The 26,363-nt window shown below is 63.7% G+C and carries 25 protein-coding genes and 1 pseudogene; 11 read left to right on the forward strand and 15 right to left on the reverse strand.

What is annotated here, in order from left to right; genetic code table 11:
- Positions 1-34 precede the first annotated feature (34 nt).
- The gene (locus FIU81_RS15155) at positions 35-2,074 is read right to left on the reverse strand and encodes a polysaccharide biosynthesis tyrosine autokinase (protein ID WP_124110249.1); all 2,040 of its coding nucleotides are present in this window, start codon (positions 2,072-2,074) and stop codon (positions 35-37) included.
- Between the two features lie 228 nt (positions 2,075-2,302).
- On the opposite strand from FIU81_RS15155, the pseudogene FIU81_RS15160 reads away from it, so the two are divergent.
- A pseudogene (locus FIU81_RS15160) lies at positions 2,303-2,862 on the forward strand (hypothetical protein).
- A 131-nt stretch (positions 2,863-2,993) separates the two neighbouring features.
- On the opposite strand, the gene FIU81_RS15165 reads toward FIU81_RS15160, so the two are convergent.
- The 5 genes from FIU81_RS15165 to FIU81_RS15185 form a co-directional block, all read right to left on the reverse strand.
- Complete coding sequence (locus FIU81_RS15165) at positions 2,994-4,274, reverse strand: aspartate aminotransferase family protein (protein WP_124110763.1); 1,281 nt, start codon at positions 4,272-4,274, stop codon at positions 2,994-2,996.
- A 117-nt stretch (positions 4,275-4,391) separates the two neighbouring features.
- Positions 4,392-4,577 (reverse strand): Flp family type IVb pilin, encoded by a 186-nt coding sequence (locus FIU81_RS15170; RefSeq protein ID WP_124110248.1) that lies wholly within the window; start codon positions 4,575-4,577, stop codon positions 4,392-4,394.
- A 91-nt stretch (positions 4,578-4,668) separates the two neighbouring features.
- Positions 4,669-7,992, reverse strand: coding sequence for an efflux RND transporter permease subunit (locus FIU81_RS15175; protein WP_124110247.1), 3,324 nt, complete (start codon positions 7,990-7,992; stop codon positions 4,669-4,671).
- Positions 7,993-9,447, reverse strand: a complete 1,455-nt coding sequence (locus FIU81_RS15180; RefSeq protein ID WP_124110246.1) for an efflux RND transporter periplasmic adaptor subunit — start codon at positions 9,445-9,447, stop codon at positions 7,993-7,995.
- Between the two features lie 99 nt (positions 9,448-9,546).
- A complete protein-coding gene (locus FIU81_RS15185) occupies positions 9,547-9,834 on the reverse strand; it encodes a YggT family protein (protein WP_124110245.1) in 288 nt (95 codons plus the stop codon).
- Between the two features lie 99 nt (positions 9,835-9,933).
- On the opposite strand from FIU81_RS15185, the gene FIU81_RS15190 reads away from it, so the two are divergent.
- Positions 9,934-10,467 (forward strand): acyl-CoA thioesterase, encoded by a 534-nt coding sequence (locus FIU81_RS15190; RefSeq protein ID WP_124110244.1) that lies wholly within the window; start codon positions 9,934-9,936, stop codon positions 10,465-10,467.
- Here FIU81_RS15190 and FIU81_RS15195 read toward each other — a convergent pair.
- The gene (locus tag FIU81_RS15195) at positions 10,464-11,207 is read right to left on the reverse strand and encodes a metallophosphoesterase family protein (protein ID WP_124110243.1); all 744 of its coding nucleotides are present in this window, start codon (positions 11,205-11,207) and stop codon (positions 10,464-10,466) included. The two genes, FIU81_RS15190 and FIU81_RS15195, sit on opposite strands and share 4 nt — an antisense overlap.
- A 131-nt stretch (positions 11,208-11,338) precedes the next feature.
- On the opposite strand from FIU81_RS15195, the gene FIU81_RS15200 reads away from it, so the two are divergent.
- The 3 genes from FIU81_RS15200 to FIU81_RS15210 all read left to right on the forward strand — a co-directional run bounded on the left by FIU81_RS15200 (position 11,339) and on the right by FIU81_RS15210 (position 14,411).
- Complete coding sequence (locus FIU81_RS15200; protein WP_124110242.1) at positions 11,339-12,661, forward strand: MFS transporter; 1,323 nt, start codon at positions 11,339-11,341, stop codon at positions 12,659-12,661.
- The gene (mepA, locus tag FIU81_RS15205) at positions 12,658-13,572 is read left to right on the forward strand and encodes a penicillin-insensitive murein endopeptidase (RefSeq protein ID WP_124110241.1); all 915 of its coding nucleotides are present in this window, start codon (positions 12,658-12,660) and stop codon (positions 13,570-13,572) included. Before FIU81_RS15200 ends, mepA begins: the two co-directional genes overlap by 4 nt.
- A gap of 113 nt (positions 13,573-13,685) precedes the next feature.
- A complete protein-coding gene (locus tag FIU81_RS15210; protein WP_124110240.1) occupies positions 13,686-14,411 on the forward strand; it encodes an esterase-like activity of phytase family protein in 726 nt (241 codons plus the stop codon).
- 8 nt (positions 14,412-14,419) lie between these two features.
- On the opposite strand, the gene pncB is transcribed toward FIU81_RS15210, so the two are convergent.
- Positions 14,420-15,712 (reverse strand): nicotinate phosphoribosyltransferase, encoded by a 1,293-nt coding sequence (gene pncB / locus FIU81_RS15215; protein WP_124110239.1) that lies wholly within the window; start codon positions 15,710-15,712, stop codon positions 14,420-14,422.
- 131 nt (positions 15,713-15,843) lie between these two features.
- On the opposite strand from pncB, the gene FIU81_RS15220 reads away from it, so the two are divergent.
- Both FIU81_RS15220 and FIU81_RS15225 read left to right on the forward strand, forming a co-directional pair.
- Positions 15,844-16,956, forward strand: coding sequence for an S-(hydroxymethyl)glutathione dehydrogenase/class III alcohol dehydrogenase (locus tag FIU81_RS15220; RefSeq protein ID WP_124110762.1), 1,113 nt, complete (start codon positions 15,844-15,846; stop codon positions 16,954-16,956).
- A gap of 70 nt (positions 16,957-17,026) precedes the next feature.
- The gene (locus tag FIU81_RS15225) at positions 17,027-17,449 is read left to right on the forward strand and encodes a hypothetical protein (protein WP_124110238.1); all 423 of its coding nucleotides are present in this window, start codon (positions 17,027-17,029) and stop codon (positions 17,447-17,449) included.
- A 3-nt stretch (positions 17,450-17,452) separates the two neighbouring features.
- On the opposite strand, the gene arfB is transcribed toward FIU81_RS15225, so the two are convergent.
- From arfB to cobU, 5 genes are all read right to left on the reverse strand, one after another.
- A complete protein-coding gene (gene arfB, locus FIU81_RS15230; protein ID WP_124110237.1) occupies positions 17,453-17,875 on the reverse strand; it encodes an alternative ribosome rescue aminoacyl-tRNA hydrolase ArfB in 423 nt (140 codons plus the stop codon).
- Between the two features lie 249 nt (positions 17,876-18,124).
- The gene (locus FIU81_RS15235) at positions 18,125-18,763 is read right to left on the reverse strand and encodes a queuosine precursor transporter (protein WP_124110236.1); all 639 of its coding nucleotides are present in this window, start codon (positions 18,761-18,763) and stop codon (positions 18,125-18,127) included.
- A gap of 86 nt (positions 18,764-18,849) precedes the next feature.
- On the reverse strand, positions 18,850-19,551 hold the full coding sequence (gene cobS, locus FIU81_RS15240) for an adenosylcobinamide-GDP ribazoletransferase (RefSeq protein WP_124110235.1): 702 nt from the start codon (positions 19,549-19,551) through the stop codon (positions 18,850-18,852).
- Positions 19,548-20,555 (reverse strand): nicotinate-nucleotide--dimethylbenzimidazole phosphoribosyltransferase, encoded by a 1,008-nt coding sequence (cobT, locus tag FIU81_RS15245; RefSeq protein ID WP_124110234.1) that lies wholly within the window; start codon positions 20,553-20,555, stop codon positions 19,548-19,550. The genes cobS and cobT overlap by 4 nt, the downstream gene beginning before the upstream one ends.
- Positions 20,545-21,057 carry a bifunctional adenosylcobinamide kinase/adenosylcobinamide-phosphate guanylyltransferase gene (gene cobU / locus FIU81_RS15250; RefSeq protein ID WP_124110233.1) on the reverse strand — a complete coding sequence of 171 codons (513 nt, stop codon included), beginning with the start codon at positions 21,055-21,057 and terminating at the stop codon, positions 20,545-20,547. The genes cobT and cobU overlap by 11 nt, the downstream gene beginning before the upstream one ends.
- Before the next feature lie 51 nt (positions 21,058-21,108).
- Here cobU and FIU81_RS15255 point away from each other — a divergent pair, with 51 nt between their 5' ends.
- From FIU81_RS15255 to cobD, 4 genes are read left to right on the forward strand one after another with little or no spacing between them, the layout of a single operon-like run.
- Positions 21,109-21,675 (forward strand): histidine phosphatase family protein, encoded by a 567-nt coding sequence (locus FIU81_RS15255; RefSeq protein ID WP_124110232.1) that lies wholly within the window; start codon positions 21,109-21,111, stop codon positions 21,673-21,675.
- Positions 21,672-22,397 carry a propanediol utilization protein gene (locus FIU81_RS15260; RefSeq protein WP_254695936.1) on the forward strand — a complete coding sequence of 242 codons (726 nt, stop codon included), beginning with the start codon at positions 21,672-21,674 and terminating at the stop codon, positions 22,395-22,397. The genes FIU81_RS15255 and FIU81_RS15260 overlap by 4 nt, the downstream gene beginning before the upstream one ends.
- Positions 22,397-23,326 (forward strand): adenosylcobinamide-phosphate synthase CbiB, encoded by a 930-nt coding sequence (cbiB, locus tag FIU81_RS15265; RefSeq protein WP_124110230.1) that lies wholly within the window; start codon positions 22,397-22,399, stop codon positions 23,324-23,326. Before FIU81_RS15260 ends, cbiB begins: the two co-directional genes overlap by 1 nt.
- On the forward strand, positions 23,326-24,297 hold the full coding sequence (gene cobD, locus FIU81_RS15270; RefSeq protein ID WP_124110229.1) for a threonine-phosphate decarboxylase CobD: 972 nt from the start codon (positions 23,326-23,328) through the stop codon (positions 24,295-24,297). Before cbiB ends, cobD begins: the two co-directional genes overlap by 1 nt.
- Here cobD and FIU81_RS15275 read toward each other — a convergent pair.
- Both FIU81_RS15275 and FIU81_RS15280 read right to left on the reverse strand, forming a co-directional pair.
- Entirely contained in the window at positions 24,277-25,722 is a 1,446-nt protein-coding gene (locus FIU81_RS15275; RefSeq protein WP_254695937.1) for a cobyric acid synthase, read from the reverse strand. The two genes, cobD and FIU81_RS15275, sit on opposite strands and share 21 nt — an antisense overlap.
- Positions 25,719-26,321 (reverse strand): HAD family hydrolase, encoded by a 603-nt coding sequence (locus FIU81_RS15280; RefSeq protein WP_124110228.1) that lies wholly within the window; start codon positions 26,319-26,321, stop codon positions 25,719-25,721. Before FIU81_RS15280 ends, FIU81_RS15275 begins: the two co-directional genes overlap by 4 nt.
- Positions 26,322-26,363: the final 42 nt, after the last annotated feature.

The following is a 26,363-nucleotide window of genomic DNA, read 5'->3' on the forward strand; positions in this document are numbered from 1 at the left end:
ATAGGCGCCGCGTGTCACCACGCGGCGCCTTCTTCTACTCGTAGTAGTTTGCGCCATAGCTGGCATAGGCACCGTAGCGTTCACCGTATCCGTAGCGTCGCATACCCGCGGGATCGACCTGCGACAGCACCATCCCGGTTATAGAAGCATTCGCCGACTCCAGCATCTTCATACCGTTGCGAACCTGCGCCACGGTCGTAGCGTCCCACTTAACGACATAAAGAACGGCATCAGCTTTCACGCCGATGACGCGAGCATCCGGAACGACCAAGACCGGCGGGGTGTCGATCACCACCACGTCGTACAGCGCACGCGCCTCTTGGATCAGTTCGGCAAGTCCAGGCTGCGAAAAGAGATCAGCGGCATTCATCTCGGCACGACCCGCAGCCAAGACATCGCATCCCAGTGACGGGACATACTCGACCGCGTCCTTCAGCAGCACTTCATTCGTCATCACGGACAATATGGAGTGCTGACCCGCCATAGAAAAATACTCGGCGAAGACGCGGCGTCGAATGTCGCACTCAATCAGCAACGTCTTGCGCCCGAGGCTTGCGAAGTTCATCGCCAGGGCCAGGGATTGGGTGGTCTTGCCTTCCGATGGTATCGATGAAGTCACCATGATGACCTCGGGGGGAGCCTCCGGGTTGGACATCAAAAGCGAGGTTCGTAGGTTCCGGATCGCTTCAGCTGCGGGCGAAGAGGGTTTCTCGCGCAGATACTCAATGACATCTTTGCGGCGTTTTTTCGGGATTTGCGGTATTTGGCCCATGATTGGACTCAACGAGATCGCCTCCAGATCCTCTCCGGTCCGGAATGTGGACTGGCCCATCTCGCGTAATACAACGTAGCCACTGCCAACGAGCAATCCCGCAATCAACGAAAGCACCATCAACAGGTCCGCCTTCGGGGCGGACGGACTGCGCGGCACCACCGCGTAAGACAGGATTCGGCTATCGGCTTGCTGCAGGCCCTGCTGAACCGAAATCTCCTTCAACCGCGCCAAGAAGTTCTCGTAAATCAGGCGGCTGGCCTCCGCTTCCCGCTCAAGCTGCTCGAACACCAGAAGATCTGCCGATTGGCGTTTCTGCTGTTGTTCCAATGCGTCAAGGCCAGCCTGCAGACTCTCAATACGGGCATTGATCCGGGCTATATCGGTCTGGGCGCGTCGCGCTGCCGAGCTCTCCGCCTCCAACTCATCGAGAAGCGCTTCGGCTTCAGTCAATTCGACCTCCAGGTCGGCTAGTCGCTCCCTGCGGTCAGCGATCTGTACGTTGAGACCGGCCACCGCTTCGGCACTGACGACATCGATTTCTGCATTGAAGGTCGATACAGCGACCTCGGCCGCACGCAGTTCGGCACGCAGTTCGGCCACGCGTTCGGACAGCCAGGCAGACGCCTGCTCAGTCGCGTCAACCACCAGTCGGAATTGATCGTCAATGTAAAGCTCTGCCAACCGATCGGCGATCCGCGCCGCTTTTTCGGGCTGGTCCGCTATTATGCTGATCCGGAAGACGAAGCTTTCTCGGATATTCGTTATCGTAAGCTGCTGCAGAACCGAGTCGACCGTAGCATCTAGCGCTTCCCGCTCGCTCGGCGTCCGAGGCGTTGCGTTGCCGGTCAAACGACGAAGCCACGTCCCAACATCCAGGATCGACGCTTCTCGAAGATACGGGTTGAATGCCGGATCGCTAACCAAATCAAGATCGATAGCAAGACGCTCCAGCAGAATGCGGGATCGAAGAACCTCTACCTCAGTGTTAACAACCGACGATTCACCGCCAAGGCTCGATATCACGCTCTCGAAGTCGACGATCTGTTCGTCTCGGCTCTCCAGCGCCACGATCGTCGTTGCTGTGAAACGCGGTTGCGCCACCAGCGTCAGATAAAACCCGGCTAGCAGCAAAAAGACCACTACCACTAGAATGATTCGCGCCTTTTCCCGCCACAGAAGCGCAGGAATACTCGAACCCCCTAGGTCAAGAGAGGAAGTGTCCAGAACGGCCATCACGGGCACCTTGAGTTGGAAATGCGAGTAGATCGTCAGATACCACCACGACGACACAGGTTCCATGCCCTTAATTCTGACATTGGAACACCTTGTTGCTCAAAGCGTCTACTAAATGGACCTCTTCTTTTAACAGACATGGACCTGTCGCGCTTTGGTGCCGCCCCGGTGTTCGTTTAGGTCGCCTTGCGCCCGAATGCGACGGAGCTTTTCCAGCCCAGTACTGAGTGATGTCCGTTGCCAGCAGGGTTTTGCTTTGCAAAATCCCGAGAGGGGCCAGCTTCGCTCGCGCAGCTGAGCGTAGAGTTGGGCATCAACCCCAAAACAGTTGCGAATTGGCGGAAACTGCAAACGGTTGAGGACCTTAAGACCGGACCTCGAGAGCCGCGTTCGACCGTTCTTACTGAGGCAGAGGAAGCGATGGTCGTCGCGTTCCGACGCCATACGCTACTGCCGTTGGATGATTGTCTCTATGCCTTGCAGCCAACAATCCCGCATCTGACCCGGTCAGCGCTGCACCGGTGCCTTCAGCGGCATGGGATCTCGGGACTGTCGGATGTCGGCGGCGACAAACCCGAGCAGCAAAAGTGCAAGCGATACCCAATCGGGTTCTTCCATATCGATATTGCCAGAGTTCTGACGATCAAGAACGCGACCGTCAAAAGGTACCACTACGACAGCCACGACCAACTGCGCACGCACCTTGCCGACTTCATGGCAGCCAACACCTTCGCCCGCAGGCTCAAGACGCTCAGCGGACTCACGCCCTACGAATACATCTAAAAATCTGGACTTCAGAGCCGGACAGATTCATCATCGATCCAATCCACCAAATGCCGGGACTGAACACCTAGCCGCAACTGTGATCTATTAGTTATGAAGCGTGACAAGGAAGAGGCGCGGTGCCGCGGATATCTCGTTTTGCCCGGCATCGGCTACAGGATCGATGAAGAAACCGAAGAGGTGTCAAGCCTCCGCCGTTGCTCTAATTTAGCTCGTCAAGGATGTTTCTAAGGGTCTCAAACAGACGCTCGATCTCATCCTCGGTGATAATGAACGGGGGCGACAGCGCGATGATGTCGCCCGTGACGCGGATCATGATGCCCTTGTCCCACGCCATCTTCATCGCCTGCCATGCCCGCTTGCCCGGAGCGCCCTCGCGCGGCTGCAGCTCGATGGCACCGACGAGACCAAGATTCCGCAGGTCGTGAACGAAGGGCAGCCCGCGCAATCCGTGCAGCGCATCCTCCCAGATCGGCGCGAGGCGCTCGACGCGCGCGAACAGGTCGTTCTGTCGGTAGGTTTCCAGAGACGCCAGCGCAGCGGCAGTCGCCAGCGGGTGCGCTGAATAGGTGTAGCCGTGGAACAGTTCGATCGGCGTATCGGCGTGGTCCATAGCAGAGCTGTAGATGTGCTCGCCCACGATCACGGCCCCCATCGGCACCACGCCGTTGGTCAGGCCTTTTGCCGTCGCGATGATATCGGGCGTAACGCCGAAGTATTCGGACGCCGACGCGGTGCCGAGGCGACCATACGCGGTGATGACCTCATCGAAGATCAGCAGGATACCGTGCTTGTCACAGATCTCGCGCAGGCGTTTCAGATAGCCCTTCGGTGGTAGCAGAACGCCGGTCGAGCCTGCCATCGGCTCTACGATCACGGCGGCGATGGTGCTGGGATCATGCAGCGCGCACAACCGCTCAAGATCGTCGGCCAGTTCCGCGCCATGCTCGGGGCAGCCGCGCGAGAACGCGTTGCGGTCGTGGTCGTGCGTGTGCCGCAGGTGATCGACACCTGCCAGCATCGTGCCGAAATGCATCCGGTTGCGGACAATTCCGCCGACCGAAATGCCGCCGAAGCCGGTGCCGTGATAGCCCCGCTCGCGCCCGATCAGCCGGGTGCGGGCCGCGTCGCCCTTCATCCGGTGATAGTGCAGTGCGATCTTCAGCGCAGTGTCGACGGACTCAGAGCCAGAATTGGTGAAAAAGACGTGGTTCAGACCGTCCGGGAAATGCGCGGCCAGCTTCGACGACAGTTCGAACGCCTGCGGCGTGCCGAAGTTGAAGTGCGGCGCGTAATCAAGGGTCGAGACCTGCTTCTTCACAGCCTCTACGATCAACGGGTCATTGTGGCCTGCGTTGACGCACCACAGGCCCGCCGTGGCGTCCATGATCTGCCGCCCGTCGGAGGATGTGTAATACATCCCGTCTGCACTGACGACCAAGCGCGGATCGGCGGCGAAGTCGCGGTTCGGGGTGTAGGGCATCCAGAAGCTGGAAAAGTCGTTTGCGCTGGGGTGTTGGGTCACGGGACGGCCTCCGGGTCGGTGGAACCGTCCGAGTGTGCACCGCCCGCGTGCCAAGGCAAGCGCAATCCTTCTTCGTCAGAAGTCGGTGCTGACCGACATCGTGGACAGGAAGCCTGACACTTCGGCAGAGACCCCTTCGCTTTCGCCCCAGATCAGGGTGAGCACTGCAAAGGCGAGGCCACAAATTGCAGCCGTGATGACCACCCAGTCAACCGTAACTGCGCCCGACGTATCCGCCAAAAATCTTTTAAGACGTGCCAATGAATATCCCCTTGATCGCTCAAATCCTGTAGGACCGAAAGTGTCATAGTTTTAAGGCCAGCTTTTGGCGGAATGGTGGCAACGTAAAATTTTAGCGATTTAGACGATAAAGCGTGAACGCCGCGAGAGAGGCGATGATCGCGATGCCAGCGGCACCCGCGACGAAGACGGTAAACGCCGCCGCGGGCGAGGCGATCAAACCACTGCTACCAACCACCAAAGGACCGAAGGCAAAGACGAACAGCGCCGCCATCGCGAGCGCTGCGACGGCCACCCAGCCCCGCGCTGCGCCCGCACGTTTGGCTGTGGTTCGACGCAAGGCGCGGAAGGCAGCGGCTGCGTCCACCTGCATCGCCAGCATTGCTGGCACGGCGACCAGAACCAACACCAGCCCGAAGCCCAGCCCGTAGACCAGAGTGATGACGGTCGGCTTCAGAAACTGCGCCTGACTGGACGATTCGTACAGCAACGGCGCAAGGCCCAGCACGGTGGTCAGCGTGGTCAACAGAACAGGGCGCAATCGATCGCAGGCTGCGTCGATGATGGCCACGCGGGGTGCGCGGGTTTCGCGGTATTCATCAACGGTCGAAACCAGCACGATAGAGTCGTTGATGATGATACCCGTCATCCCGATCAGCCCGACAATAGAAAACATCGAAAGCGGCACGTCCCAGATGTAATGCCCCCAGATCGCACCGATCAGGCCGAAGGGGATGACCGCCATGATGACGATGGGGCGCGTCCAGCTTGCGAAGATCCAGGCCAGCGTCAGGTAGATACCCAACAGGCACAGCAGGAACCCGATCAGCGCGTCGTTCAGGAATTCGTCTTCGTCCTCAGAGAGGCCGGACAGGTCGGTCTGCACGCCGAAGGTCTCTGACAAGCGGGGCAGGATATCGTCTTGCAAGATCGTCATGATCTCTGTCGCGCGCGCCGGATCGTCTTCGGACAAATCGCCGGTGACGCTGACCAGCCGAACACCGTTTTCCCGGCGGATGGTGGAAAAGCCGTCCTGCACCTCGATCTGCACCAGATCGGACAGACGCGCGGTGCCGCCCGTGGGCGTGGGCAGGATCGCGCGGTCAAGGAAATCAGCGGTGATCTCTGCATCAGGCAGTTCGACCCGGATCGTGGCAGAGCGTGTGCCATCGGGATAACTGGCGGCCTCTATCCCTTCCAGCCGGTCGCGCAGGGTGCGACCGATACCGTCGATGGTGAAGCCTAGCGCCTCGCCCTGCGGGGTCAGGGTCAGGACGTATTCCTGCTTGTCATAGGCCAGGCTGTCTTCCAGCGCAGAGACCTCTCCGAAGCCCGCAAGCTCGGATTTCAGCGCCTCTGCCGCGTCTTTCAGAACGCGCGTGTCGGCACCGGACAGGCGCACGTCGATGGCGTCGCCACCGGGACCAGAGCGCCAGCCGCGGAACGACAGTTCCTGCAGAAGCGGATGGCGGATCACCTTGTCTTGCAGGTCGGCCACGAACTCGAAACTGGAATAGGGGCGCAGGTCAGGGTCGATCAGCTCGATAGAGATCGCGCCGAGTTGCTCCGGCTCTGTGTTCTCGGTCCCCGACAGGCCCCGCCCGGAATTGCCGCCGATTTCGGACAGCGCGTAGTCGATGGGGTTCGCCCCGTAATCCTCGACATACTGCGCGCCGATCTCTTCCAGCGTTTGCTGGATCAGGGCAAGCTGCTCCAGCGTGTCCTCTCGCGTCGCGCTAGCCTGCATCGCGAAGTTGCCGCTGACAGAGCCTTGCTCCGGCGAGTTAAAAAAGCGCCACTGCACGGTGCCGGAGATCAACAGAACCGTCTGCAAGACCAGCAGCACGACCGCCCCCGCCAGCACCGGGTAGCGCGCCCAAGTCACCAGTTGCATCAAGGGACGGAACAGGCGCGCGCGCACCCACTCGAAACCCCGGTTCACGATACGGCTGGGCAGGTCGTACCAGTGGTCGCGTCCGGTGTGGGCGAGCGCGTGGCTCATGTGGTGCGGCAGGATCAGGAAGCATTCCACAAGGCTGGCCAGCAGCACGACGATGACGGTGAAGGGAATGTCGGCGATCAGCGTGCCGAAGGTGCCACCGATGACGACGAGGCCGAAGAAGGCAATGATGGTCGTGATCGTGGCCGAAAAGACGGGCGGGAACATGCGTTGCGCGGCCCGTTCGGCGGCGGTTACAGGGTCTTCGTGCAGATGACGCACGCGGAAATCGGCATGTTCGCCCACGACGATGGCATCATCCACAACGATGCCCAGCGTGATGATCAGCGCGAACAGCGAGATCATGTTGATCGTGATTCCGGCGGCATACATCAGCGCGATGGCGGCGGTCATGGCGACTGGAATACCTGCCGCGACCCAGAACGCGGTGCGGGCGTTCAGGAACAGGAACAGAAGCAACACCACAAGGCCCAGCCCCATCGCGCCGTTGTCCAGCAGGATGTTCAATCGGCCAGAGATGTAGTCGGCGCGCGCCCGGATCAGGTCGATCTGCACGCCCTGCGGCAGGTTGGGGCGCAGATCGGCGGCCACGTCCTCCACCACGTCCTGAATTTCCAGTGCGTCCCCCCGTGCAGAGCGTTCGACGGTGATCGAGATTGCAGGGTTATCGCCAACGAAATAGGCCCGCGCCCTGTCAGCGCCTTCGACCCGGACGGTCGCCACGTCGCCGACGGTCAGCGGAGCGCCATCGTCGCGACTGCGCAACACGATGGCCCCGATGGCGTCCGCCCCACGGCTCGCCTGCCCCGCACGCACCCGCGCGGTGCCGCCCACGTCGCCCGCGGGAGCGGTGTCGCTTTCGGCGGCGATGGCATCCGCGATCTGCGCAAGCGTCAGGTCGTATTGCACCAGCGCCAGCGACGGCACCTCGACCACCGTTTCGGGCGCGGCAAGGCCACTGATGGTGGCCTGTGTCACGCCGCGCTGGAAGAGTTGCGCGATGAACTGGTCAGCCACGCGGCCCAGTTGTTCGACGCCGATGGGCCCGGTAATGACCACGTCGGTCACCCGGTCGCGCCAGCCGCCCCAGCTGATCTCTGGCTCTTCCGCGTCTTCGGGCAGGTTCGACACGCCATCCAGCGCGGTTTCCACATCAGCCGCCGCACGCGCGATGTCCCAGCCCGGCTCGAACTCCAGGTTCAGGCTGGCGCGGCCTTCACTGGCCCGCGCACTGGATTCGGCCACGCCCTCGACCGCCTGCAAGGCAGGCTCGACAAGCGACACGATGCCTTCATCCACCGCCTGAGCACCCGCGCCGGGCCACGCGATGGAAATGTCGATGTCGTCGGACACCACGTCCGGGAAGAACTGCGCGCGCATCTGCGGCACGGCGGCAAGACCCAGTGCCAGCAGGATAACAAGCAGCAGGTTGGCGGCGGTGCGGTGACGGGTGAAGTAGCTGATCAGGCCAGTCATCTAGCCGCCCCGAGCGCCTTCAAGGCGTTCCACGATGCGCGCAGGCACCTGATCCTTCTGCAACGCGGCCAGCACGCGCGCCTTGGCGGCGTCGGGCATCCCATTGTTGCCTTCTACCAGCGCAATCAGTTGCGCGCGGCGTTCCGGCGTCAGATCGACGACGTCCTCCGGCGCGGGTTCGGTGTCACTGCCATCGGCTTGCCGTAGCGGGCGCACCTTGATCCCCGGCCCCAAAAGCGGAGATCGCTCTGCCACGACCTCGCGCCCCTCCAAATCAGGGGCGCGGACAAGCACGGTGTCGCCCTGGCTGCGCAGACGGGTGACGGAAGCCAGTTCAAGCCGGTCATCCTCTCCCAGCACCAGCACCGTATCGGCACTATCCACAGCGCCTGCAGGAAGGCGCGCGACGCCGTCCAACTCCGGCTCTGTCACGCGGATGCGCGCGAAGTCGCCGGGGCGAAAGCCCTGCGGCTCTTCTAGCCGCGCATACAGGCGCCGCCCGGTTTCGCCCTCTCCCACCGCCGCAGCCTCGCGCGTGATGGTGGCGGGGGTGGACAGTGTGTAGCCGCCGACTTCCAGACTGACGGTCGCGCTGTCGGTGGCCAGTTCGCCCCCTTCCAGCAGCCGAACGTATTCCGGTGTGGACAGGGTGAACGCGATTTCCAGACGGTCGGGATCGAGCAGGACGGCAAGCTGTTCGTTGGCCGAAACCAAGCCCCCTTCGGACACGGTCAGATCGGACAAGGTGCCATCGAAGGCGGCGGTCACACGCGTGTCGTCCAGCGTGCGCTGCGCCTCATCCAAAGCGATCTCGCTGCGGGTGAGGGCAGTCCGGGCCTGTGCCACCCGCGCTTGCGCCTGTTGCAGCGCCTGCCTGCGGGACAGGATCTGCTGGCGGGCGGACGACGCGGCGAGTTCTGCCTCTTCGACGGCAGCATCCGTGCCGATCCCACGCTCTGCCAGATCGCGTTGACGCGAAGCGGCCCGTTCGCGCAACTCTGCCTGCGCGCGCGCCGCATCCACGTCTTCTTCCGCCAATGCCGCGCCGGACTCTGCGTCCGTCAGCTCCGCTTCCGCGTCGGCAAGATCAGCCTCTGCCAGTGCCAAGGTGCGTTCGGCATCCACCGGGTCGATGGCGAACAGCAGATCGCCCGCCGAAACGGCCTGCCCATCATCCACAGGCATCTGAACGATGCGGCCAGAGACAGGCGCGCGCAGGTCCAGGGCGCGCCGCGCTTCAATCTGGCCGAAGCTGGCAAGTTCGGGGGCAATCGTCTGCGGCGTCACAGTCACGATATTCGCCGCGAAGACCTGCTCACGCCCCGGACGCGCGCCCGGCTCTGACGCCGCACGCTCTTGCAGCGCATCGCGCAGGGTCAGCCCGGCGAAGGCCAGGCCGCCAATGGTCAGCGACAGAAGGAACAGGCCCGTCAGGGCACGGCTAAGAAAACGCATGTGCGACGATACTCCGGTTCACATCATATAGCCCATGCCCGCGCCGCCACAAAGCACGCAGGCGTGAGTGATACGTCGTGTCGCGAGCGTTCCGTCGGTTTAAACGAACGCGCCCATGTTATTCATCAGGACGATGCGCAGGGCGTAGATGCCGATCAGGGCGACCAGCGGTGCCAGATCAAGGCCACCCATCTGCGGCAAGATGCGCCTGATCGGGCCATACAACGGCTCTAGCAGGCGGTTCAGGCCGTCCCAGATTTGCGCCACAAGCGGCTGACCCAGGTTCAGGACCTGGAAGTTGATCAGCCACGACATGATGATGTGTGCGATCATAATGAACCAGACCACATCAAGGATCAAAAGCAGGATCTGGATGATCGACAGCATGGGGAAAGCCCTTCGTTTAAGCGTTTCGCGTTACGTAACGACGCGCTGGGGCAGCGGCAAGGCTTGACCATTGGCGATCGGCGCGCCACCTCGCCGCGCATGTATCCCCTGATCCGCTTCGCCAAGGAATTGGCCGTCCACCGCAACGCGCCCAAGCTGGCGCTGTTCGACACCCATGTCAGCCACCACCGCGTCTGGCCCATCGACATCGACCTGTGGATGGAGCTGAACAACGGGCGCACGCTGACCCTGTATGATCTTGGGCGCATCGTGATGTTCAAACGCACAGGTCTGGTGGCGTTCATGCGCGAGCGCGGCTGGGTTGGGACGGTCGCGGGGTCGTCCGTGCGCTACCGGCGGCGGGTGCAGATGTTCCACAAGGTCAGAATGAAGACACGCATCGTCGGCTGGGATGCGAAGTTTCTGTATATCGAACAGGCGATGTTTAGGGCCGATGGCGAATGCACCAGCCATGCCCTGTTGCGCACCGCCGTGACTGACCGCAAGCGCATGATCCCGATGACAGAGGCCGCGGCGGCGTTGGATGCGGGTGACAGTCCCGCCTTGCCAGACTGGGTGTCGGCATGGTCCGACGCAGACGACCACCGGCCCTGGCCGCCGATGCAGGACTAGACCGTCAGAAATTGCACCGCTTCGCCCGGCACGATCATCGCAGCGGTCAACCGGCCCGAAAAATAAGCTCCCGTGTCGCAGGACACGCGCCGCTCATGCACGCGCGGTTCTTCCACCACGTCGTGTCCGTGGACGACCCAAAGACCGTCAGGCCGCGGCGCCTTGTAGAAGAACGGATGGCCCCACAACATCGGGCGGGACTCCTGCAACTCGGGCGGCGCCACGGGGTCCATAGCGGCATGAACGCAGATCACATCGCCTGACTGTTTCCACAGGGGAAGATTGCGCAGCCAGTCCTCCATGCCATCCGCCATTTCCTGCCGAAGCTTCTCGGAGGCCGCCGCGAGCACCTCGGGGCGCGCGCGTTCGATCACGCCGCCCACGCCGAAACTGGCGAGTGTCTGCAAGCCACCGTGGCGCAGGAAACGACCTCCACGCTCTTCCGGGCGATCAAGGAAATCGAGCAGCATCTTCTCGTGGTTGCCCATAAGCGGGGTCAAAAGGCCTGGATATGTCTCTTGGAACGCCATCAGCGTTTGGATGACGGCACGACTGTCCTCTCCACGGTCGACATAGTCGCCCAGGGTGACCAGATCGGCATCCTCGATGTCTCGCGCAAGCAGCTCTGCGGCGACGCGATCGAGCATATCGTTCAGCTTGGCGCTGCATCCATGCAGATCACCGATGGCGATCAACGGGCGGTCGGGTCGCGGGGCAGATGCGGTCTCGTCAATATTCATGTCGTAAAGATAGCCCCGATGGCCCAATACTTCGAGCGTCTCGCATCACAATCCGCTGACCGGCCCGCGCAGAAAATGCTTCCCACCCTGCTGTCCGGGTTGTTTAGTCCCGGCAAACGGGGTGGGACAGCATGACCGACAAGCGCATCTGGGGCTGGTGGTTCTTCGATTGGGCCTCTCAACCCTATAACACGTTGCTCATCACCTTCATCTTCGGCCCCTACGTGGCGTCGGTCCTAGGCGATGGCACGCAGGCGCAGGCCGCCTGGGGCTATGGCATCGGCGCAGCCGGCATCGTGATGGCGATCCTTGCGCCGATCCTTGGCGCAATCGCAGACCAAACGGGCCGCCGGATGCCGTGGATATGGCTGTTCTCGGCGCTGTACGTCGCCGGATCGTCGATGCTGTGGTTCGCGGCACCGCAGGACTTCGACCTGTTCCGCACGATGATCTTCTTCGGCATCGGCCTGATCGGGATGGAGTTCGCGACGATCTTCACCAACGCCATGCTGCCGACCCTGACGACACCGGAACGGCTGGGGCGCGTTTCCGGCTCTGGTTGGGCATTCGGTTATGTCGGCGGGCTGATCGCACTGGTGGCGATGCTGCTGCTGTTCGCGGAAGACGACACCACGGGCCGCACGTTGATAGGGATAGAGCCGCTGTTCGGGCTGGACCCTGAAACACGGGAAGGCACGCGCTTCGTCGGTCCATTCACCGCGATCTGGTTTGTCGTGTTCATGGTGCCCTTCTTCATATGGGTCAAAGAACCTCGCGTCGCGGGTGGCAGGGTGCAGATCGGCAAGGCGCTGAGCGGACTGAAGCGCACCATCCGCCGCCTGCCCGAAACACCGTCGCAACTGACATTCCTGATCGCGTCCATGCTGTACCGCGACGGGCTGTCCGGGGCCTATGCGCTGGGCGCGATTTTCGCGGCCGGCGTGCTGGAGTGGTCCGTCGTGCAGACCGGCACCTTCGGCATCCTTGCCGTCATCTCTGGCGCGGTCTTCGCGTGGCTTGGCGGGCGCGCGGACGAACGGTTCGGGCCGAAGCCCGTGATCGTCACATGCTGCGTTCTGCTGTTGGTCACGATCCTTGTCGCGATGTTCGTCAGCCGCGAGTCGGTGTTTGGCGTGCCGCTGGAGCCCGGATCGTCCTTGCCGGACATCATGTTCCACGGAATCGGAATCGCCATCGGTGCGGGCGGTGGCGCATTGCAGGCTGCAAGTCGCACCATGATGATACGGCAGGGCAATCCAGACCGCATGACAGAGGCGTTCGGCCTGTACGCGCTGTCGGGCAAGGCCACATCCTTCATCGCGCCCCTGTCCATCGGGGTCGCCACATCGTTGACGGGATCGCAACAGTTGGGGATCTCGCCGCTTATCATCCTTTTCGGAGCGGGGCTTATCCTGCTACTGTGGGTGAAACCCGACGGAGATCGCGCAGTATGAGTATCCTACGTTTCATCGGTGCCGCGGCACTACTAGGGCTTGCCGCTTGCGGTAGCGGCACCCAAACTATTCCCGTTCCCACGCTTGCGGGCGTGGAGGTCACGCAAAGCGGCTTGGCCAAGCAGCTGTTCGGCAACAAGGGCCGCCCCGCTGCCCTGCCCTCTGCTCCTTACGGATTCTACTCCAAGGGATGCCTCGCCGGCGGTCAGCAACTGGCCGAGACCGGACCGACCTGGCAAGCGATGCGCCTGTCGCGCAACCGCAACTGGGCGCATCCCGAAATGATCGATGTGGTGCAGCGCATCAGCCGCACTGCCGCCGCCCATCCCGCGTCGAACGGAATTTACGTCGGCGACATGAGCCAGCCTGCAGGCGGCCCGATGCTGACGGGACACGCCAGCCACCAGATCGGCCTCGACGCCGATATCTGGCTGATGCCCGCCACCTTGGGTCTGTCCCGTGAACAACGTGAAAATATCTCTGCCGTCTCCATGCGCCGCGCCAACGGGGCCTATACGAACAGCCGCTGGGGCGACTTCCAGCGACAGATCGTCAAAGCCGCCGCGCAGGACCCCCGGACCGAACGCATCTTCATCTTCCCCGGTGCCAAGGTCGCCATGTGCGATGCCGAGACCGGAAATCGTGATTACCTGCGTAAAATTCGCCCTTGGTATGGCCACCACTACCACTTCCACGTGCGCATCAAATGCCCCGCCGGGGCGCAAGGCTGCGTCGCGCAGGATCCAGTGCCCGCAGGTGACGGCTGTGCGGATGCGCGCCAGTGGGTCAGCAACATTCTGAACCCGCCGCCCCCCAAGCCACGCGATCCGAACGCGCCGCCACCCAAACCGAAGCGTGAACTGACGATGGCAGACCTGCCGCAAGCCTGCCAAGCGGTACTGGCCCGCTGATCCTACGCCTTCTGCTTCTTGTTCTAGCCGTTCCAGCCCACGCCGCCGAACTTATCGGCGCGTGGGAATGGTCGGTCGTTGACCCCGAACATGGAGGTTACTCCGCGATCGAGATGTCGGACGGCGGGCGGGAGGCGGTCATTTTAAATGATCGTGGGCGTCTTCTGGACCTGCGGATCGACCGGACAGAGGGCCAAATATCGGCGATCGAGATTGCGAAAGAACGCATAATTCCGGCCCCCGACGTCAGCGGCGGGCAGCAAGACACCGAAGGACTTGCCATTTCGCCGGACGACCGAACCTTTATCAGCTTCGAAGGTCGGTCCTTGGTGGCCGAACTTCAAAACGTGGATCCGCGCATACGCGTTCTTCCGATGCGCCCGTCTTTCGAGAAGCTGAAAGACAATCGCGGGCTGGAAGCGCTTGCGGTGACGCCAGACGGCGCATTGTGGACCGTTCCCGAAGCCCGCGACGGCGATGGCTTTCCGGTTTCGATTTGGCGCAACGACGCGTGGGCAGACGGCCCGGTCATTCCCCGAGAAGACGGGTTCGTGCCCGTGGGACTGGATTTCGACGATGCTGGCCGTCTTTACCTTCTGGAACGGCAGTTTCTTGGACCCTTCGGCTTTCGCAGCCGGGTACGTCGGTTCGACTTGGACGGCGATACGGTCGTCGCGGGCGAAACCTTGATCGAGACCGACGCGGGTCAGCACGACAATCTGGAAGGCATCGCAGTCTGGCGGGATGACGACGGGCGGCTGATCGCGACCGTGGTGTCGGACGACAACTTTTTCGCGCTGCAACGCACGGAACTGGTGGAATACGCTCTGCCAGACTGACCCCAGCGTCAGACCACGACCGCGCGCCGTTCCTGCTCACCCACGTCGAAAATTCGACGGTAGCGCTCGACCTCGTCCTTGGGCCCCGTCGCCTTTGCCGGATTGTCCGACAGCTTGACCGTAGGTGTGCCGTTCGCCGCGCGGGCCTTGCAGACAAGGCTGAAGGGCGACAGCGCGTCGCCGTCCGTCAGACCCCGGAAGTCGTTGGTCAGCAAGGTGCCCCAACCGAACGATACACGCACCCGGCCCGAGAATTGCTTGTGCAGCGCCTCGATCTTGGTCACGTCCAGCCCGTCCGAGAAGATGATCAGCTTATCGCGCGGGTCCTCTCCCTGCTCTTTCCACCAGCGGATCGCCGTCTCTGCCCCCTGCGCCGGATCGCCCGAATCGATACGCACGCCCGTCCAGCCCGCCAACCAATCTGGCGCGTGCTGGAAGAAGCCTTCGCTGCCGTAGGTGTCGGGCAGGACGATACGCAGGTTGCCCTCATGCTCTTCGTGCCAGTCGGCCAGCACGTCGTAGGGGGCCTGCCGCACCGCGTCCTCGTCCTCTGCCATTGCGGCGTAGATCATCGGCAGCTCATGGGCGTTCGTTCCGATCGCCTCAAGATCGCGGTTCTTGGCGATCAGGCAATTCGACGTGCCGATAAAGCGATCTCCCAAACCTTCCTGCATCGCCTGCACGCACCAGTCCTGCCACAGGAACGAGTGGCGCCGTCGCGTCCCGAAATCGGCGATACGCAGGTCCGGCAGGGCCTGCAGACGCTCGATCTTCTCCCAAAGCTTGGTCATCGCGCGCGCATAGAGCACTTGCAGCTCGAACCGCCCCATATCGCCCAGAACAGCACGGCCGCGCAGTTCCATGATGACGGCCAGCGCCGGGATCTCCCACAGCATGACTTCGGGCCAAGACCCTTCGAACGTCAGCTCATACTGATCGCCCACGCGCTCTAGGTGGTAGTCGGGCAGGCGCAGGTTCTCGAACCAGTCCATGAAGGCGGGCGTGAACATCTGGCGTTTGCCATAGAAGGTATTGCCCCGCATCCACGTGCTTTCGCCACGCGTCAGCGACAGAGAACGTATGTGGTCCAACTGTTCGCGCAACTCGCCTTCGTCCACCAGCTTGGCCAGCGGCACGGATTGCGTGCGGTTGATCAGGCTGAACGTGACACGCGTGTCGGGATGTCGTCGCAGCACCGTTTGGCACATCAAGAGCTTGTAGAAATCATCGTCGATCAGCGAGCGCACGATCGGGTCGATCTTCCACTTGTGGTTCCAGACGCGGGTGGCGATGTCGATCATGGTACGCTCCTTGGCTGGGGGCATATGTGCAGTCTGCGTCGCGCAGGGCAAGCCGATGGTCGGATTGCGGGTTGTCCCGCTGTCCAGCGCAGCTACGCTCCGCCACAACAGATCAAGGGAGATCCGCCATGATGAAGACCCGTGCCGCCGTAGCACTCGAAGCCGGCAAGCCGCTGGAAGTGATGACCGTGAACCTCGAAGGCCCCAAGGCCGGTGAGGTTCTGGTGGAGATCAAGGCCACCGGGCTGTGCCACACCGACGAGTTCACCCGTTCCGGCGCGGACCCCGAAGGCATCTTCCCCGCCATTCTGGGCCACGAAGGCGCGGGCGTGGTGATCGAAGTGGGCGAGGGCGTGACCAGCTTGGAAGTGGGCGACCATGTCATCCCCCTTTACACCGCAGAATGTCGTGAGTGCGAATACTGCCTGAATCCCAAGACGAACCTGTGCCAAGCTGTCCGCGCGACGCAGGGCAAGGGCGTCATGCCCGATGGCACCACCCGCTTCAGCATGGAAGACGGCACACCGATCTACCACTATATGGGCTGCTCGACTTTCGCGAACCACACTGTCCTGCCCGAGATCAGCCTGGCCAAGGTTCGCAAGGACGCGCCTTTCGATAAGATCTGCTACATCGGCTGCGGCGTGACCACCGGCGTGGGTGCGGTGGTCAACACCGCCAAGGTAGAGCCCGGTTCCAACTGCGTGGTCTTCGGCCTGGGCGGCATCGGTCTGAATGTCATCCAGGGCCTGCGGATGGTGGGGGCCGACATGATCGTCGGCGTCGATCTGAACGACAGCAAGAAAGAGATCGCCGAGCAGTTCGGAATGACTCACTTCGTGAACCCCAACGACGTTGATGGCGATCTGGTCGAACATCTGGTCGAGCTGACCGGCGGCGGCGCGGATTACTCTTTCGAGTGCATCGGCAACACCAATGTCATGCGGCAAGCGCTGGAATGTTGTCATAAGGGCTGGGGCGAAAGCATCATCATCGGCGTCGCGGGCGCTGGCGAGACCATCGAGACGCGTCCCTTCCAACTGGTCACGGGCCGCGTCTGGCGCGGCTCTGCATTTGGTGGCGCGCGGGGCCGGACGGACGTGCCGAAAATCGTGGACTGGTACATGCAGGGCAAGATAGAGATCGACCCCATGATCACCCACAAGCTGACCCTGGACGAGATCAACCACGGCTTCGATCTGATGCATGAAGGCAAGTCGATCCGCGCGGTCGTCGAATACTGATACGTTTGTCGCGGTAGCCTCGTGCTGCCGCGATTGATTGGCTGGGCGGGTCATCGCAAAGGATCCGCCCATGCTTCGTCTTACAGCCCTTCTGATCGCCACCGCGTCGCCAGTCTTCGCCCATGAGTACGGTTTCGCGGGCATCCTCTCGAACGACAACTCCGGCGAGATGCCGGAACTGACGCTGTCCTCTGGCCAGCCTATCGCAGACGGGCCGATCACGCTGGAGTCCGGCAAGGTCTACGAAATGGAGATCGAAGCCGATGGCTCGGCCGAACTCGCGCTGGCGGGCTCCGCATTCTTCCGCGCCATCTGGATCAACGAAATCGTCATCAACGGGCTGGAAATTCGGCCCTACGGCATCGAGTCGGTCGAATTCGACGAAGCCGGAACGATGGAGATCGAATTCCTCGCCATCAAGCCCGGACGCTACGAACTGCGACAGCCCGGATCGAGCGGCGACACGCAGGCGGTCCAAATTACCATCCAGTAGCGGTTATTCCGGGTCGACGCTCCCGCGCAGGGCCTTCACCTCGCCCCGCGCCTTCTTCGCCTTCAGCCGCCGTTTCTTCGATCCCAACGTGGGCCGCGTCGGAATGCGCCGCTTCGGCTTTTCCAGCGCCGCCCGGATCAATTCGACCAGCCTATCCCGCGCGATATCGCGGTTGCGGGCCTGATGGCGCGTCTCGCTGACCTGGATCAGCAATGCGCCCTCCTTTGTCCAGCGCCGTCCGGCCAGCCGTTTCAGCCGGGCTTTCACAGGTTGGGGCAGGTTCGGCGAGCGTTCCGCCTCGAACCGCAGTTCCACCGCCGTCGCGACCTTGTTGACGTTCTGCCCACCGGGGCCACCGGCCTGGGTGAACTGCTCGGTCAGCTCCCAGTCTTCGATTTCTATGCGGTCGTTGATGCGTAGGGTCATGGGCCAACAATAGCGCGTGCACAGAAAAAGGGACCGCCGATGTGGCGGTCCCTTCGAATGTTTCGGAGGTGGGCCCGGTTAGGGTCCGACCCAATCAAGGTTTCTCACGTCGGGGGTTGCCCCTAGCCGCGCATCCCCATGACTGTTCCGCCCTCACACTCCTGCATCATTCTCGACACTGGACCACCTCCTTCCATTTGATTTCCGATAACCCAAGCGTGCCATAGATTTCGGGTATGTCAAACGAAATTACGCGACCTGTTGTGTCACTTTCGACGTGATGATGCGGAAGGGGATCAAGGCGATCAGCGCGAGCGCCAGTTTGACGCCCCAGTCGGCCAAAGCCAGCGATACCCATCGCGGCACTAAGGGGCCTGCGTTCAGGAACGGCACGGCGTCCGTCGCCCACGAAACCTGACCATCGGCGAAGGCCCCGAACGACAGAAAGCCCGCGAAGGCGATGGTGAAGAAAAGCGCCGTATCCAGCGCCGAGCCGATCAGGGTGGATGCCAGCGGCGCGTTCCACCACTTGCCCCCGCGCATCCGGTCGAAGACGAAAACGTCCACCAGTTGCGCAACAAGGAACGCGGTGCCGGACGCAACAGCCACCCGCAGCGGCACGGCGGCGTAGGTGAAGCCATCACCCTGCAACATGATCTGGCTGCCGATCAGCGAGCAGATCACACCCACGACGAAGCCCGCGAAGACGACGCGGCGGGCAGTGGATGCGCCGTACAAGCGATTCATCACGTCGGTCACAAGGAACGCCAATGGATAGGTGAACGCCCCCCAGGTCAGCAGACCGTCAAGGATCAGGAACTGCACAAGGATGTTCGAGGCCACGACAATGGCGGCCATGGCAAGAATGCCGGGAAGAAGACGGGTCATGGATTCGTCCGTTTTTTAAACAAGGTGGTCGGAGACTTGTGGCGCGGCGCGTAGCCGGTTGCGCGCGCTCGCGCAAGGGTCGCCGGTCAAACGGTAAGCGCCAGGGCCACCCAGCCTGCCGTCTCTGCCAGTAGCTGCACAGCCCCGCACACGTCGCCCGTCTGCCCCCCGATCCGACGCATCGCAAGCGCGCGGATGACCAGATAGGCGAGCGTGACCCCAATCAACGCCGCGATGCAACCTGCCCCAAGCCAGATGGCGGCGATTCCCGCCGCAACCAGACCCGGAGCACGCTGCGCCGCACCCCCGGTCATCGCACCCAGCCCGCCATCGCGCGCGGGCGGCAGGCGCAAGGCGAGCAGCATGGCGACGCGGCTTCCGATACCGAGGAACAGGAAAGCCGGCAGCGATCCGACCTCTGCGATTGCCAACGTTTGAAGAATCAGCACCAGCCCAACGGCCAACACGCCGTAGCTGCCGATGCGACTGTCGCGCATTATTTCCAGTACATGCGCCCGGTCGCGGCCACCGCCGATACCATCCGCGAAATCGGCCAGACCATCATGATGCAGCCCGCCCGTCACCAGCACCAGAGCGCCGACGGCAAGGGCCGCGCCCAGCGCGTCATCCGTCAGCCCGAACACCGCCCAAGCGATCAGCGCCGGAAGCACGCCAACCAGCGGAAACGTCCACGCCAACGACGCCAACGGCGGTGCGTTATTGATCCGGCCCACCGGCAGGCGCGTCAGGAACATGACCCCAAGCCGCAGCTCGTTCAGGCGGCTCATCGCAAACCGGCCTCGGCGAAGGTCGCCATGCCACCGTGGCAGGCCACGGCGGCGCGCAGGACGCCCAACGCGACCGCGGCCCCCGACCCTTCGCCCAGCGCCATCCCGAGATCGAGGATCGGACGCTGACCAATCGCCTCCAGCATCCGCGCGTGCCCCGGCTCGGCGCTGCGATGGGCGACAAGGCAGTGGGACAGCAGATCGGGGTCATGCGCCCACAGGGGCAGCACGGCGGCGGTGCAAATGAAACCGTCCAGAATGACCGGAATGCGCGCCGCACGCGCGGCCAGCACCGCGCCGACGATGGCCGCCAACTCGCGTCCGCCGACATTCGCGATGGCGTGCAGCGGCGGCTGACCGCCGTGCCGTTCAACTCCAAGGCGCGCCGTTTCGACCTTGCGCGCCATGACATCCGTGTCGGCGCCGGTGCCGCGCCCAACCCAATCTTCTGCGGCGCCGCCCAAAGTCGCATGAGCCAGCGCAGCGGCGGTCGTCGAATTGCCGATGCCCATCTCGCCCAGAATCAGCACGGAGGCACCCGTATCCACCGCAGCCCGACCCACGTCCATCGCGGCCAGTGCGTCGGCGTCGGACATCGCCGCGCCTTCGGTGAAGTCGGCGGTGGGGCGATCCAATTCCAATGGTACGGCGGTCAGCGACGCGCCGGACACGGCGCATAACTGGTTGATCGCGGCCCCGCCCGCGTTGAAGTTCGTGACCATGCCCGCCGTCACCTCTTGCGGGAACGGGTTCACGCCGCGTGCGCAGATCCCGTGGTTGCCCGCGAAGACCAGCGCCTGCGCGGCGTCGATCCGGGGCCGCGCGGTCCGCTGCCAGCCCGCCATGAAGATTGCCAGCTCCTCCAGCCGCCCCAGCGATCCGGGGGGTTTCGTCAGCTCCATCTGCCGTGCCTGCGCGGCCTGGGCGCTGGCGTCGTCGAAGGCGGGCAGACCAGACAGACGCACGGGCAGGTCGGTCATGGCAGTCAGGTCGTCAAATCGCATGGGGCTTCACTTTCAGGGGTTGTCCGGCGACGCAGAGGTAAACCTCGTCCACCGTGTCAGCGATTGTCTGGTTCAGCGTGCCAGCGGCATCGCGAAACCGACGCGCAAGGGCGTTTTCCGGCACGATTCCCGCACCGACCTCGTTCGTGACGAAGATCACAGGGTGGGGCAGCGTCGGGATCACCTGCGCCAAGGCGGCCCCGGCCTGTTGCCAGTCGCGGTCGGCCAGCATCAGGTTGGTCAGCCACAGGGTCAGGCAGTCGACCAGCACCGGCCCATTCGCTTGGCCCAGCGCGCCCACCAGATCGAACGGCTCTTCAATCAGGTTCCATTCCGGCCCGCGGCGATCACGATGCAGGGCCACGCGGTCCGCCATTTCGGCATCCCGCACCTCTGACGTTGCGATGTAGACGGGGTGCGGGCCAAGGTCGGCCATCAGCCGCTCGGCCAATTGGGACTTGCCCGAACGGGCACCCCCGGTGATGAGGATCGACTTTGCCATCCCGAGGTGACACACCACAGCGCACCGCAAATTGGAAGCCCGACGACGCCGATGCCCACCCGCCCCGACCTGTTCCTGATCCGCCACGCGCCGGTCGTGCCGACGGGCCTTCTGGCCGGGCGCAGCGATCTGGATTGCGTGGTGCCGGATGGGGCGACTGTGCCAAGTTTGCCGGAAGGGCTGCGCGTGGTGTCCAGCCCCGCGCGGCGCTGCGTGAAGACGGCGAGGGCGCTGTTTCCGGGCCAAACGATGGACCTCGACCCCGGCCTTTGGGAGCAGGACTTCGGCGTTCACGACGGGAAACCGCTGGCCGATCTGCCCGACCTTGGGCCGCTATCGGGCGACGATCTCGCGCAGCATCGATGGGAAGGCGGCGAAAGCTTCGCGGACGCTTGCGCGCGTATCTGCGCGCGGCTGGCGCATTGGGGGCAGGTCGCGCGCGATACCGGACCCATCGCGCTGGTATGCCATGCCGGAACGGTGCGCGCGGGCCTTTCGCTGGCGCTAGGCCGCCCCGGCCCCGCGCTGTCGTTCGAGGTCGCACCCCTGTCGGTCACCCGCCTGACCGCTTGGCCCGGTGGCTGGGCGGTCGGGTTCGTCAACAGGATCGCGCCGTGACGCCGTCGCACTTCGGCGAATGGATGCAGGGCAGGCTGGGGCCGAAGGGGCCGGTCGTACTGATCACCCTTGCCTGTCCGATCCCCGCCGTTCGGGTCGGTACCGGCTCTGCGGTCCCGGGGGCTGCCGCCTTCTGCGCCGCACTCGGCATCGAGGATCCGGATCGAAGGGTTGCCGCTATGTTCCAGCCCGGAGCAGGCTGCGGAACCTCTACCGCCTCCTTGCTGGCAATCGCGGGCAGGCAGGACCCCGAACGTCTTGCACGGGCCTGCGTCGCCGTGGAGCGCGCCACCGATCCGTTGATGTGGCCGAGGCCCGACATGCTACTATGGGCACCTCGGACGGCAAAGATCATCACGCGATTGCGACGCCCGCCTGCCTACGAGATCCTTGGCGGGTTCTATGGTCCAGCGACGCCGACCAACCCTGACGACATCGATTTTCCCGACATCTCCGACCTGATCGTGCGTTACGAAGTGGGCGAAGGATTGGTCCCGTTGGCCACGGAAAGCGCCAGGCGCACGACCGCCCTGCGTGGACCGGATACGGACCCCACCTTCTCGTTGGCAAGAAGACTGGGCGCCCTTGGCCATGCGCGCGCCCACACCGGATCGGCCCGCGCGCTGGTTTTTCCGGTCGGCGGCATCCCAAACGGTGCAGAAGATGCGCTGCGCGAGGCAGGGTTGTCCGGTCCGGTGCGATTTGTGACAGGCTATCGGTGATGAGCGTGGCGATGATGATGGCACTCGGTTTCGACGCCGTTTTCGGATGGCCGAATAGGCTGTACCGGCGCATCGGACATCCCGTCACGTGGATCGGCGCGCTTATCGGCTGGTGCGATGCGCGGTGGAACAGCGGCCGGCCTGAAACGCGCCGCGCCGCCGGGATAGCAACCGTCGCCGTCGTTCTTGCCCTAAGCGTGCTTCCACTTCTTCTCATTGCCTCGGCCCTTCCGAGTGGCTGGATCGGTAGCGTGCTGACGGCATTGCTAGCGTGGCCATTCCTCGCCGTCCGATCGCTGTACGATCATGTCGCCGCCGTGCGCGATCCTTTGCTCCGAGGGGACATTGAAGGCGCACGCCACGCAGTCTCTATGATCGTTGGCCGTGACCCGTCGCGGCTGGATGGTGCGGGTGTGGCGCGCGCGGCCACAGAAAGCTTGGCCGAGAATGCCAGCGACGGTGTCATCGCCCCGCTGTTCTGGGGCGTGCTACTGGGCCTGCCGGGGATCGTGGCGTACAAAGCGATCAACACGATGGATTCGATGATCGGACACCTGACCCCACGCCACGCCGATTTCGGACGCGCCGCCGCGCGACTGGACGACGTGGCCAACTGGCTGCCCGCGCGACTGACCGGCGCGCTATTCTGCATAGTTGCGCCCAAGCCCCGCGCCGTCTTCACCGCCATGCGCCGCGATGCGCCGCACCACCGCTCTCCCAATGCGGGCTGGCCGGAAGGAGCCATGGCGGCGGCGCTTGGCGTTCGGCTGTCGGGACCGCGCGTCTATGCTGACCGGATCGCGGATGAGCCTTGGCTGAACGCCGGCGCACCAGATCCCGGCGGCGTCGAGCTGGATCGCGCGCTGGCTCTGTATCGGCGCGCAATGTTCGTTGCTGGGGGCGCGTTGCTGGCGCTGGCGTGGTGGTGATGCGCGATCACGGCGGCAATCTAGACACGGCGCGCGTGCGGTACGGAGACGGCGATTGGATCGACCTGTCCACCGGCATCAACCCTCGCCCCTACCCGGTGCTTGACCTGCCCGCGCACGCTTGGACCGCGCTGCCCACCCGCGCAGCGATGACCGCATTGGCCGAGGCCGCGCGTGGCGCTTACGGCACCGACACCGATGTGGTGCCACTGGCGGGCGCGCAGGCGGCGATCCAGATGATCCCACGCATCGCGCCGCGCGGCACCGCGCGGGTGGTCGGCCCCACCTACAATGAGCATCGCGGCGCGTTGGAGCAAGCCGGCTGGTCGGTGGAAGAGGTGCGAGACCTGGACGCCTTGCGCGGCGCGGCCCTGGCCATCGTCGTAAACCCGAACAACCCGGACGGCAGGTGTTGGACCGCCGAGGCGTTGCTGGACGTCGTAGATGACGTGGGCCTGCTGGTCTGTGACGAAAGCTTCGGGGACATCATGCCGGGTGCCTCTCTCGCGCCGCATCTAAAGGGTGTCGCCAATGTCATCGTCCTGCGCTCTTTCGGGAAATTCTATGGCCTTGCGGGGGTCCGTCTTGGCTTCGCGGTCTGCGCTGCGCCGCTGGCTGACGCCTTCCGCGCCGAGGCTGGACCGTGGCCCGTATCCGGTCCCGCCATCCACATCGGGGCGCGGGCTTTGGCGGATACGGAGTGGCAGACAAACACTCGCAAAAGACTGGCGCATGATGCTGACCGGCTCGACGCCATGGCGGCACTGGCGGGCTGGCGGCTTGTCGGCGGCTGCGACTTGTTTCGCACCTATGACACCGGCGATGCCGTGGCCGCGCAAAAGCGGCTTGCGCGGCATCACATCTGGAGCCGCATCTTCCCCTACAGCGACACGTGGCTGCGGCTGGGCCTGACTGACGGCGACACGAATTGGGCACGGCTGGAGGCGGCTTTAACGGGCGGCGGCGAGTAGCGCGTCCACGTCCAAGTGCGTTTCCAGATGGTCCGCGAGGGCATCCAGCGCGGCTTCGACTCCGGCACCGTATCCCGTCTGCGACGCGACGCCGAACCCGGCAAGCCACGCCGCGCGAAAGGCGTCATCCCGGAACATGCCGTGCAAGTAGCTGCCCGCGATGCGTCCGTCGGGACTGACCGCGCCTTCGGGGGTGCCATCGACATGCGCAAAGGGCCGCGCGCGATCAGGGCCATCGCTATTACCCATGTGGATCTCGTAGCCATCGAACGGCGTATCCGTCGCCGCGTGGATCGCGCACACCTCGGTCAGATGTTTGTCCGCGCCCATCGTCGTCGCGATATCCAGCAGGCCAAGACCGCGATCCGCCCCACTGGCGCCTTCGATCCCGCCAGGGTCGCGCACAACACTCCCGAGCATCTGATAACCGCCGCAGATGCCCAGCACATGCCCGCCGCGCCGCACATGCGCGGTCAGATCACCGTCCCATCCTTGCGCGCGCAGAAACGCCAGATCGCCACGCGTGGACTTGCTGCCCGGCAGGATCACAACGTCGGTATCGCCGGGCAGCGCCTGCCCCGCTTCCAGCATCGTCAACCGCACGCCCGGCTCTGCCGCCAACGGGTCCAGGTCATCGAAGTTCGCGATCCGAGACAGGCGCAGACAGACGATGTGCAACCCCTCCGTCCGGTGTTCGGAACGGATATCCAGGGCATCCTCTGCCGGAAGGCGCGCGGCCTTTGGGAACCACGGCACGACACCGAAACCGGGCCAGCCGGTGCGGTCTTGGATCAGAGCGTAGCCATCGTCGAACAGCGACGGATCGCCACGAAACTTGTTGATCAGGAACCCGCAGACCATGGCTGCGTCGCCCGCGTCCGTGACCGCATGCGTGCCGACAATCTGCGCAATCACGCCACCCCGATCGATATCACCTGCCAGCACGACCGGCACGTCGGCGGCGCGCGCGAAGCCCATGTTGGCGATGTCGCCCGCGCGCAGGTTCACCTCTGCCGGGCTGCCAGCGCCTTCGACCAGCACAAGATCATGGGCTTCCTTCAGCCGCCCGAAACTTTCGACCACACGTTCCAACAGCTGCGGCTTGAGGGCGGCATAGTCGCGCGCGCGCACGCTTGTCAGGCGCTTGCCTTGCACGATCACCTGGCTGCCGGTCTCTGTTTCCGGCTTCAGCAGCACCGGGTTCATATCGGTATGCGGCTGTAGCCCACAGGCCAGCGCCTGCACCGCCTGCGCGCGCCCGATCTCTCCGCCGTCCACCGTTACGGCGGCATTGTTGCTCATGTTCTGCGGCTTGAAGGGCGCGACCGACAGACCGCGCCGACGCGCAACGCGGCACAGGCCCGCGACCAGCATAGACTTGCCCACGTTCGATCCGGTGCCCTGCAGCATCAGCGCACGACTCACAGTCCTAGCACCTCTGGCAGTCGATCCCGAGTGTCTGGGCCAAAGCGGAACGTGCGCCACCCACGCTTGGCCGCGGCGGTGATGTTCTTGCCGCTGTCGTCGATCAGCAGAAGATCGTTGGGCGGTAGCTTGGCCCAGTCTTCAATCTGACGAAAGAAGCCCGCATCCGGTTTGGCCACACCCATTTCGCCGCTGGCAAACACATGTTCGGCGGCGCGACCGGCATCGGTGCGCGCGGCGATATAGCGGGCACGAGCAGTAGGGTTGTTGGTTCCGATCACCTTGCGCCCGGCATGGGCCTGCATCCACCCGACCGCTTCGGCATCGGGTCGGTCATCAGCGGTCAACCAATGGGCGAGGAAATCCTCGGCAGAGATCGCGTGGCCTTCGTCCGCGATCCAGCCGTTCAGACGATCCAGCAGGTCGCAGTCGCCATTCAGCACATCCCGCGCCTGCCCCGGCACATTCAGGAACCGCCGGAAAGAGGCGGGCGGGATACCGATATCGCGGTCGAGCGTTGAGACCCAGGGGAAGACTTCGCCGCCGGGATTGACGTTCAGAACGCCGTCGAAATCCCAAATGGTCAGGGGCGCGGACATCAGATCAGAGGGCCGTCAGTGGGGTGCGAGCAAGCCCGTGAA

Origin of the sequence: Palleronia sp. THAF1, assembly GCF_009363795.1 — a bacterium.
Classification (GTDB): Bacteria; Pseudomonadota; Alphaproteobacteria; order Rhodobacterales; family Rhodobacteraceae; genus Palleronia.

What these genes read in the sequence shown, in the direction of transcription:
- FIU81_RS15155 (WP_124110249.1), bottom strand. Translation starts at nt 2,074, where the DNA reads ATGGAACCTGTGTCGTCGTGGTGGTATCTGACGATCTACTCGCATTTC.
- FIU81_RS15165 (WP_124110763.1), bottom strand. Translation starts at nt 4,274, where the DNA reads ATGCCCTACACCCCGAACCGCGACTTCGCCGCCGATCCGCGCTTGGTC.
- FIU81_RS15175 (WP_124110247.1), bottom strand. Translation starts at nt 7,992, where the DNA reads ATGACTGGCCTGATCAGCTACTTCACCCGTCACCGCACCGCCGCCAAC.
- FIU81_RS15180 (WP_124110246.1), bottom strand. Translation starts at nt 9,447, where the DNA reads ATGCGTTTTCTTAGCCGTGCCCTGACGGGCCTGTTCCTTCTGTCGCTG.
- FIU81_RS15185 (WP_124110245.1), bottom strand. Translation starts at nt 9,834, where the DNA reads ATGCTGTCGATCATCCAGATCCTGCTTTTGATCCTTGATGTGGTCTGG.
- FIU81_RS15190 (WP_124110244.1), top strand. Translation starts at nt 9,934, where the DNA reads ATGTATCCCCTGATCCGCTTCGCCAAGGAATTGGCCGTCCACCGCAAC.
- FIU81_RS15195 (WP_124110243.1), bottom strand. Translation starts at nt 11,207, where the DNA reads ATGAATATTGACGAGACCGCATCTGCCCCGCGACCCGACCGCCCGTTG.
- FIU81_RS15200 (WP_124110242.1), top strand. Translation starts at nt 11,339, where the DNA reads ATGACCGACAAGCGCATCTGGGGCTGGTGGTTCTTCGATTGGGCCTCT.
- mepA (WP_124110241.1), top strand. Translation starts at nt 12,658, where the DNA reads ATGAGTATCCTACGTTTCATCGGTGCCGCGGCACTACTAGGGCTTGCC.
- FIU81_RS15210 (WP_124110240.1), top strand. Translation starts at nt 13,686, where the DNA reads ATGTCGGACGGCGGGCGGGAGGCGGTCATTTTAAATGATCGTGGGCGT.
- pncB (WP_124110239.1), bottom strand. Translation starts at nt 15,712, where the DNA reads ATGATCGACATCGCCACCCGCGTCTGGAACCACAAGTGGAAGATCGAC.
- FIU81_RS15220 (WP_124110762.1), top strand. Translation starts at nt 15,844, where the DNA reads ATGAAGACCCGTGCCGCCGTAGCACTCGAAGCCGGCAAGCCGCTGGAA.
- FIU81_RS15225 (WP_124110238.1), top strand. Translation starts at nt 17,027, where the DNA reads ATGCTTCGTCTTACAGCCCTTCTGATCGCCACCGCGTCGCCAGTCTTC.
- arfB (WP_124110237.1), bottom strand. Translation starts at nt 17,875, where the DNA reads ATGACCCTACGCATCAACGACCGCATAGAAATCGAAGACTGGGAGCTG.
- FIU81_RS15235 (WP_124110236.1), bottom strand. Translation starts at nt 18,763, where the DNA reads ATGACCCGTCTTCTTCCCGGCATTCTTGCCATGGCCGCCATTGTCGTG.
- cobS (WP_124110235.1), bottom strand. Translation starts at nt 19,551, where the DNA reads ATGAGCCGCCTGAACGAGCTGCGGCTTGGGGTCATGTTCCTGACGCGC.
- cobT (WP_124110234.1), bottom strand. Translation starts at nt 20,555, where the DNA reads ATGCGATTTGACGACCTGACTGCCATGACCGACCTGCCCGTGCGTCTG.
- cobU (WP_124110233.1), bottom strand. Translation starts at nt 21,057, where the DNA reads ATGGCAAAGTCGATCCTCATCACCGGGGGTGCCCGTTCGGGCAAGTCC.
- FIU81_RS15255 (WP_124110232.1), top strand. Translation starts at nt 21,109, where the DNA reads ATGCCCACCCGCCCCGACCTGTTCCTGATCCGCCACGCGCCGGTCGTG.
- cbiB (WP_124110230.1), top strand. Translation starts at nt 22,397, where the DNA reads ATGAGCGTGGCGATGATGATGGCACTCGGTTTCGACGCCGTTTTCGGA.
- cobD (WP_124110229.1), top strand. Translation starts at nt 23,326, where the DNA reads ATGCGCGATCACGGCGGCAATCTAGACACGGCGCGCGTGCGGTACGGA.
- FIU81_RS15280 (WP_124110228.1), bottom strand. Translation starts at nt 26,321, where the DNA reads ATGTCCGCGCCCCTGACCATTTGGGATTTCGACGGCGTTCTGAACGTC.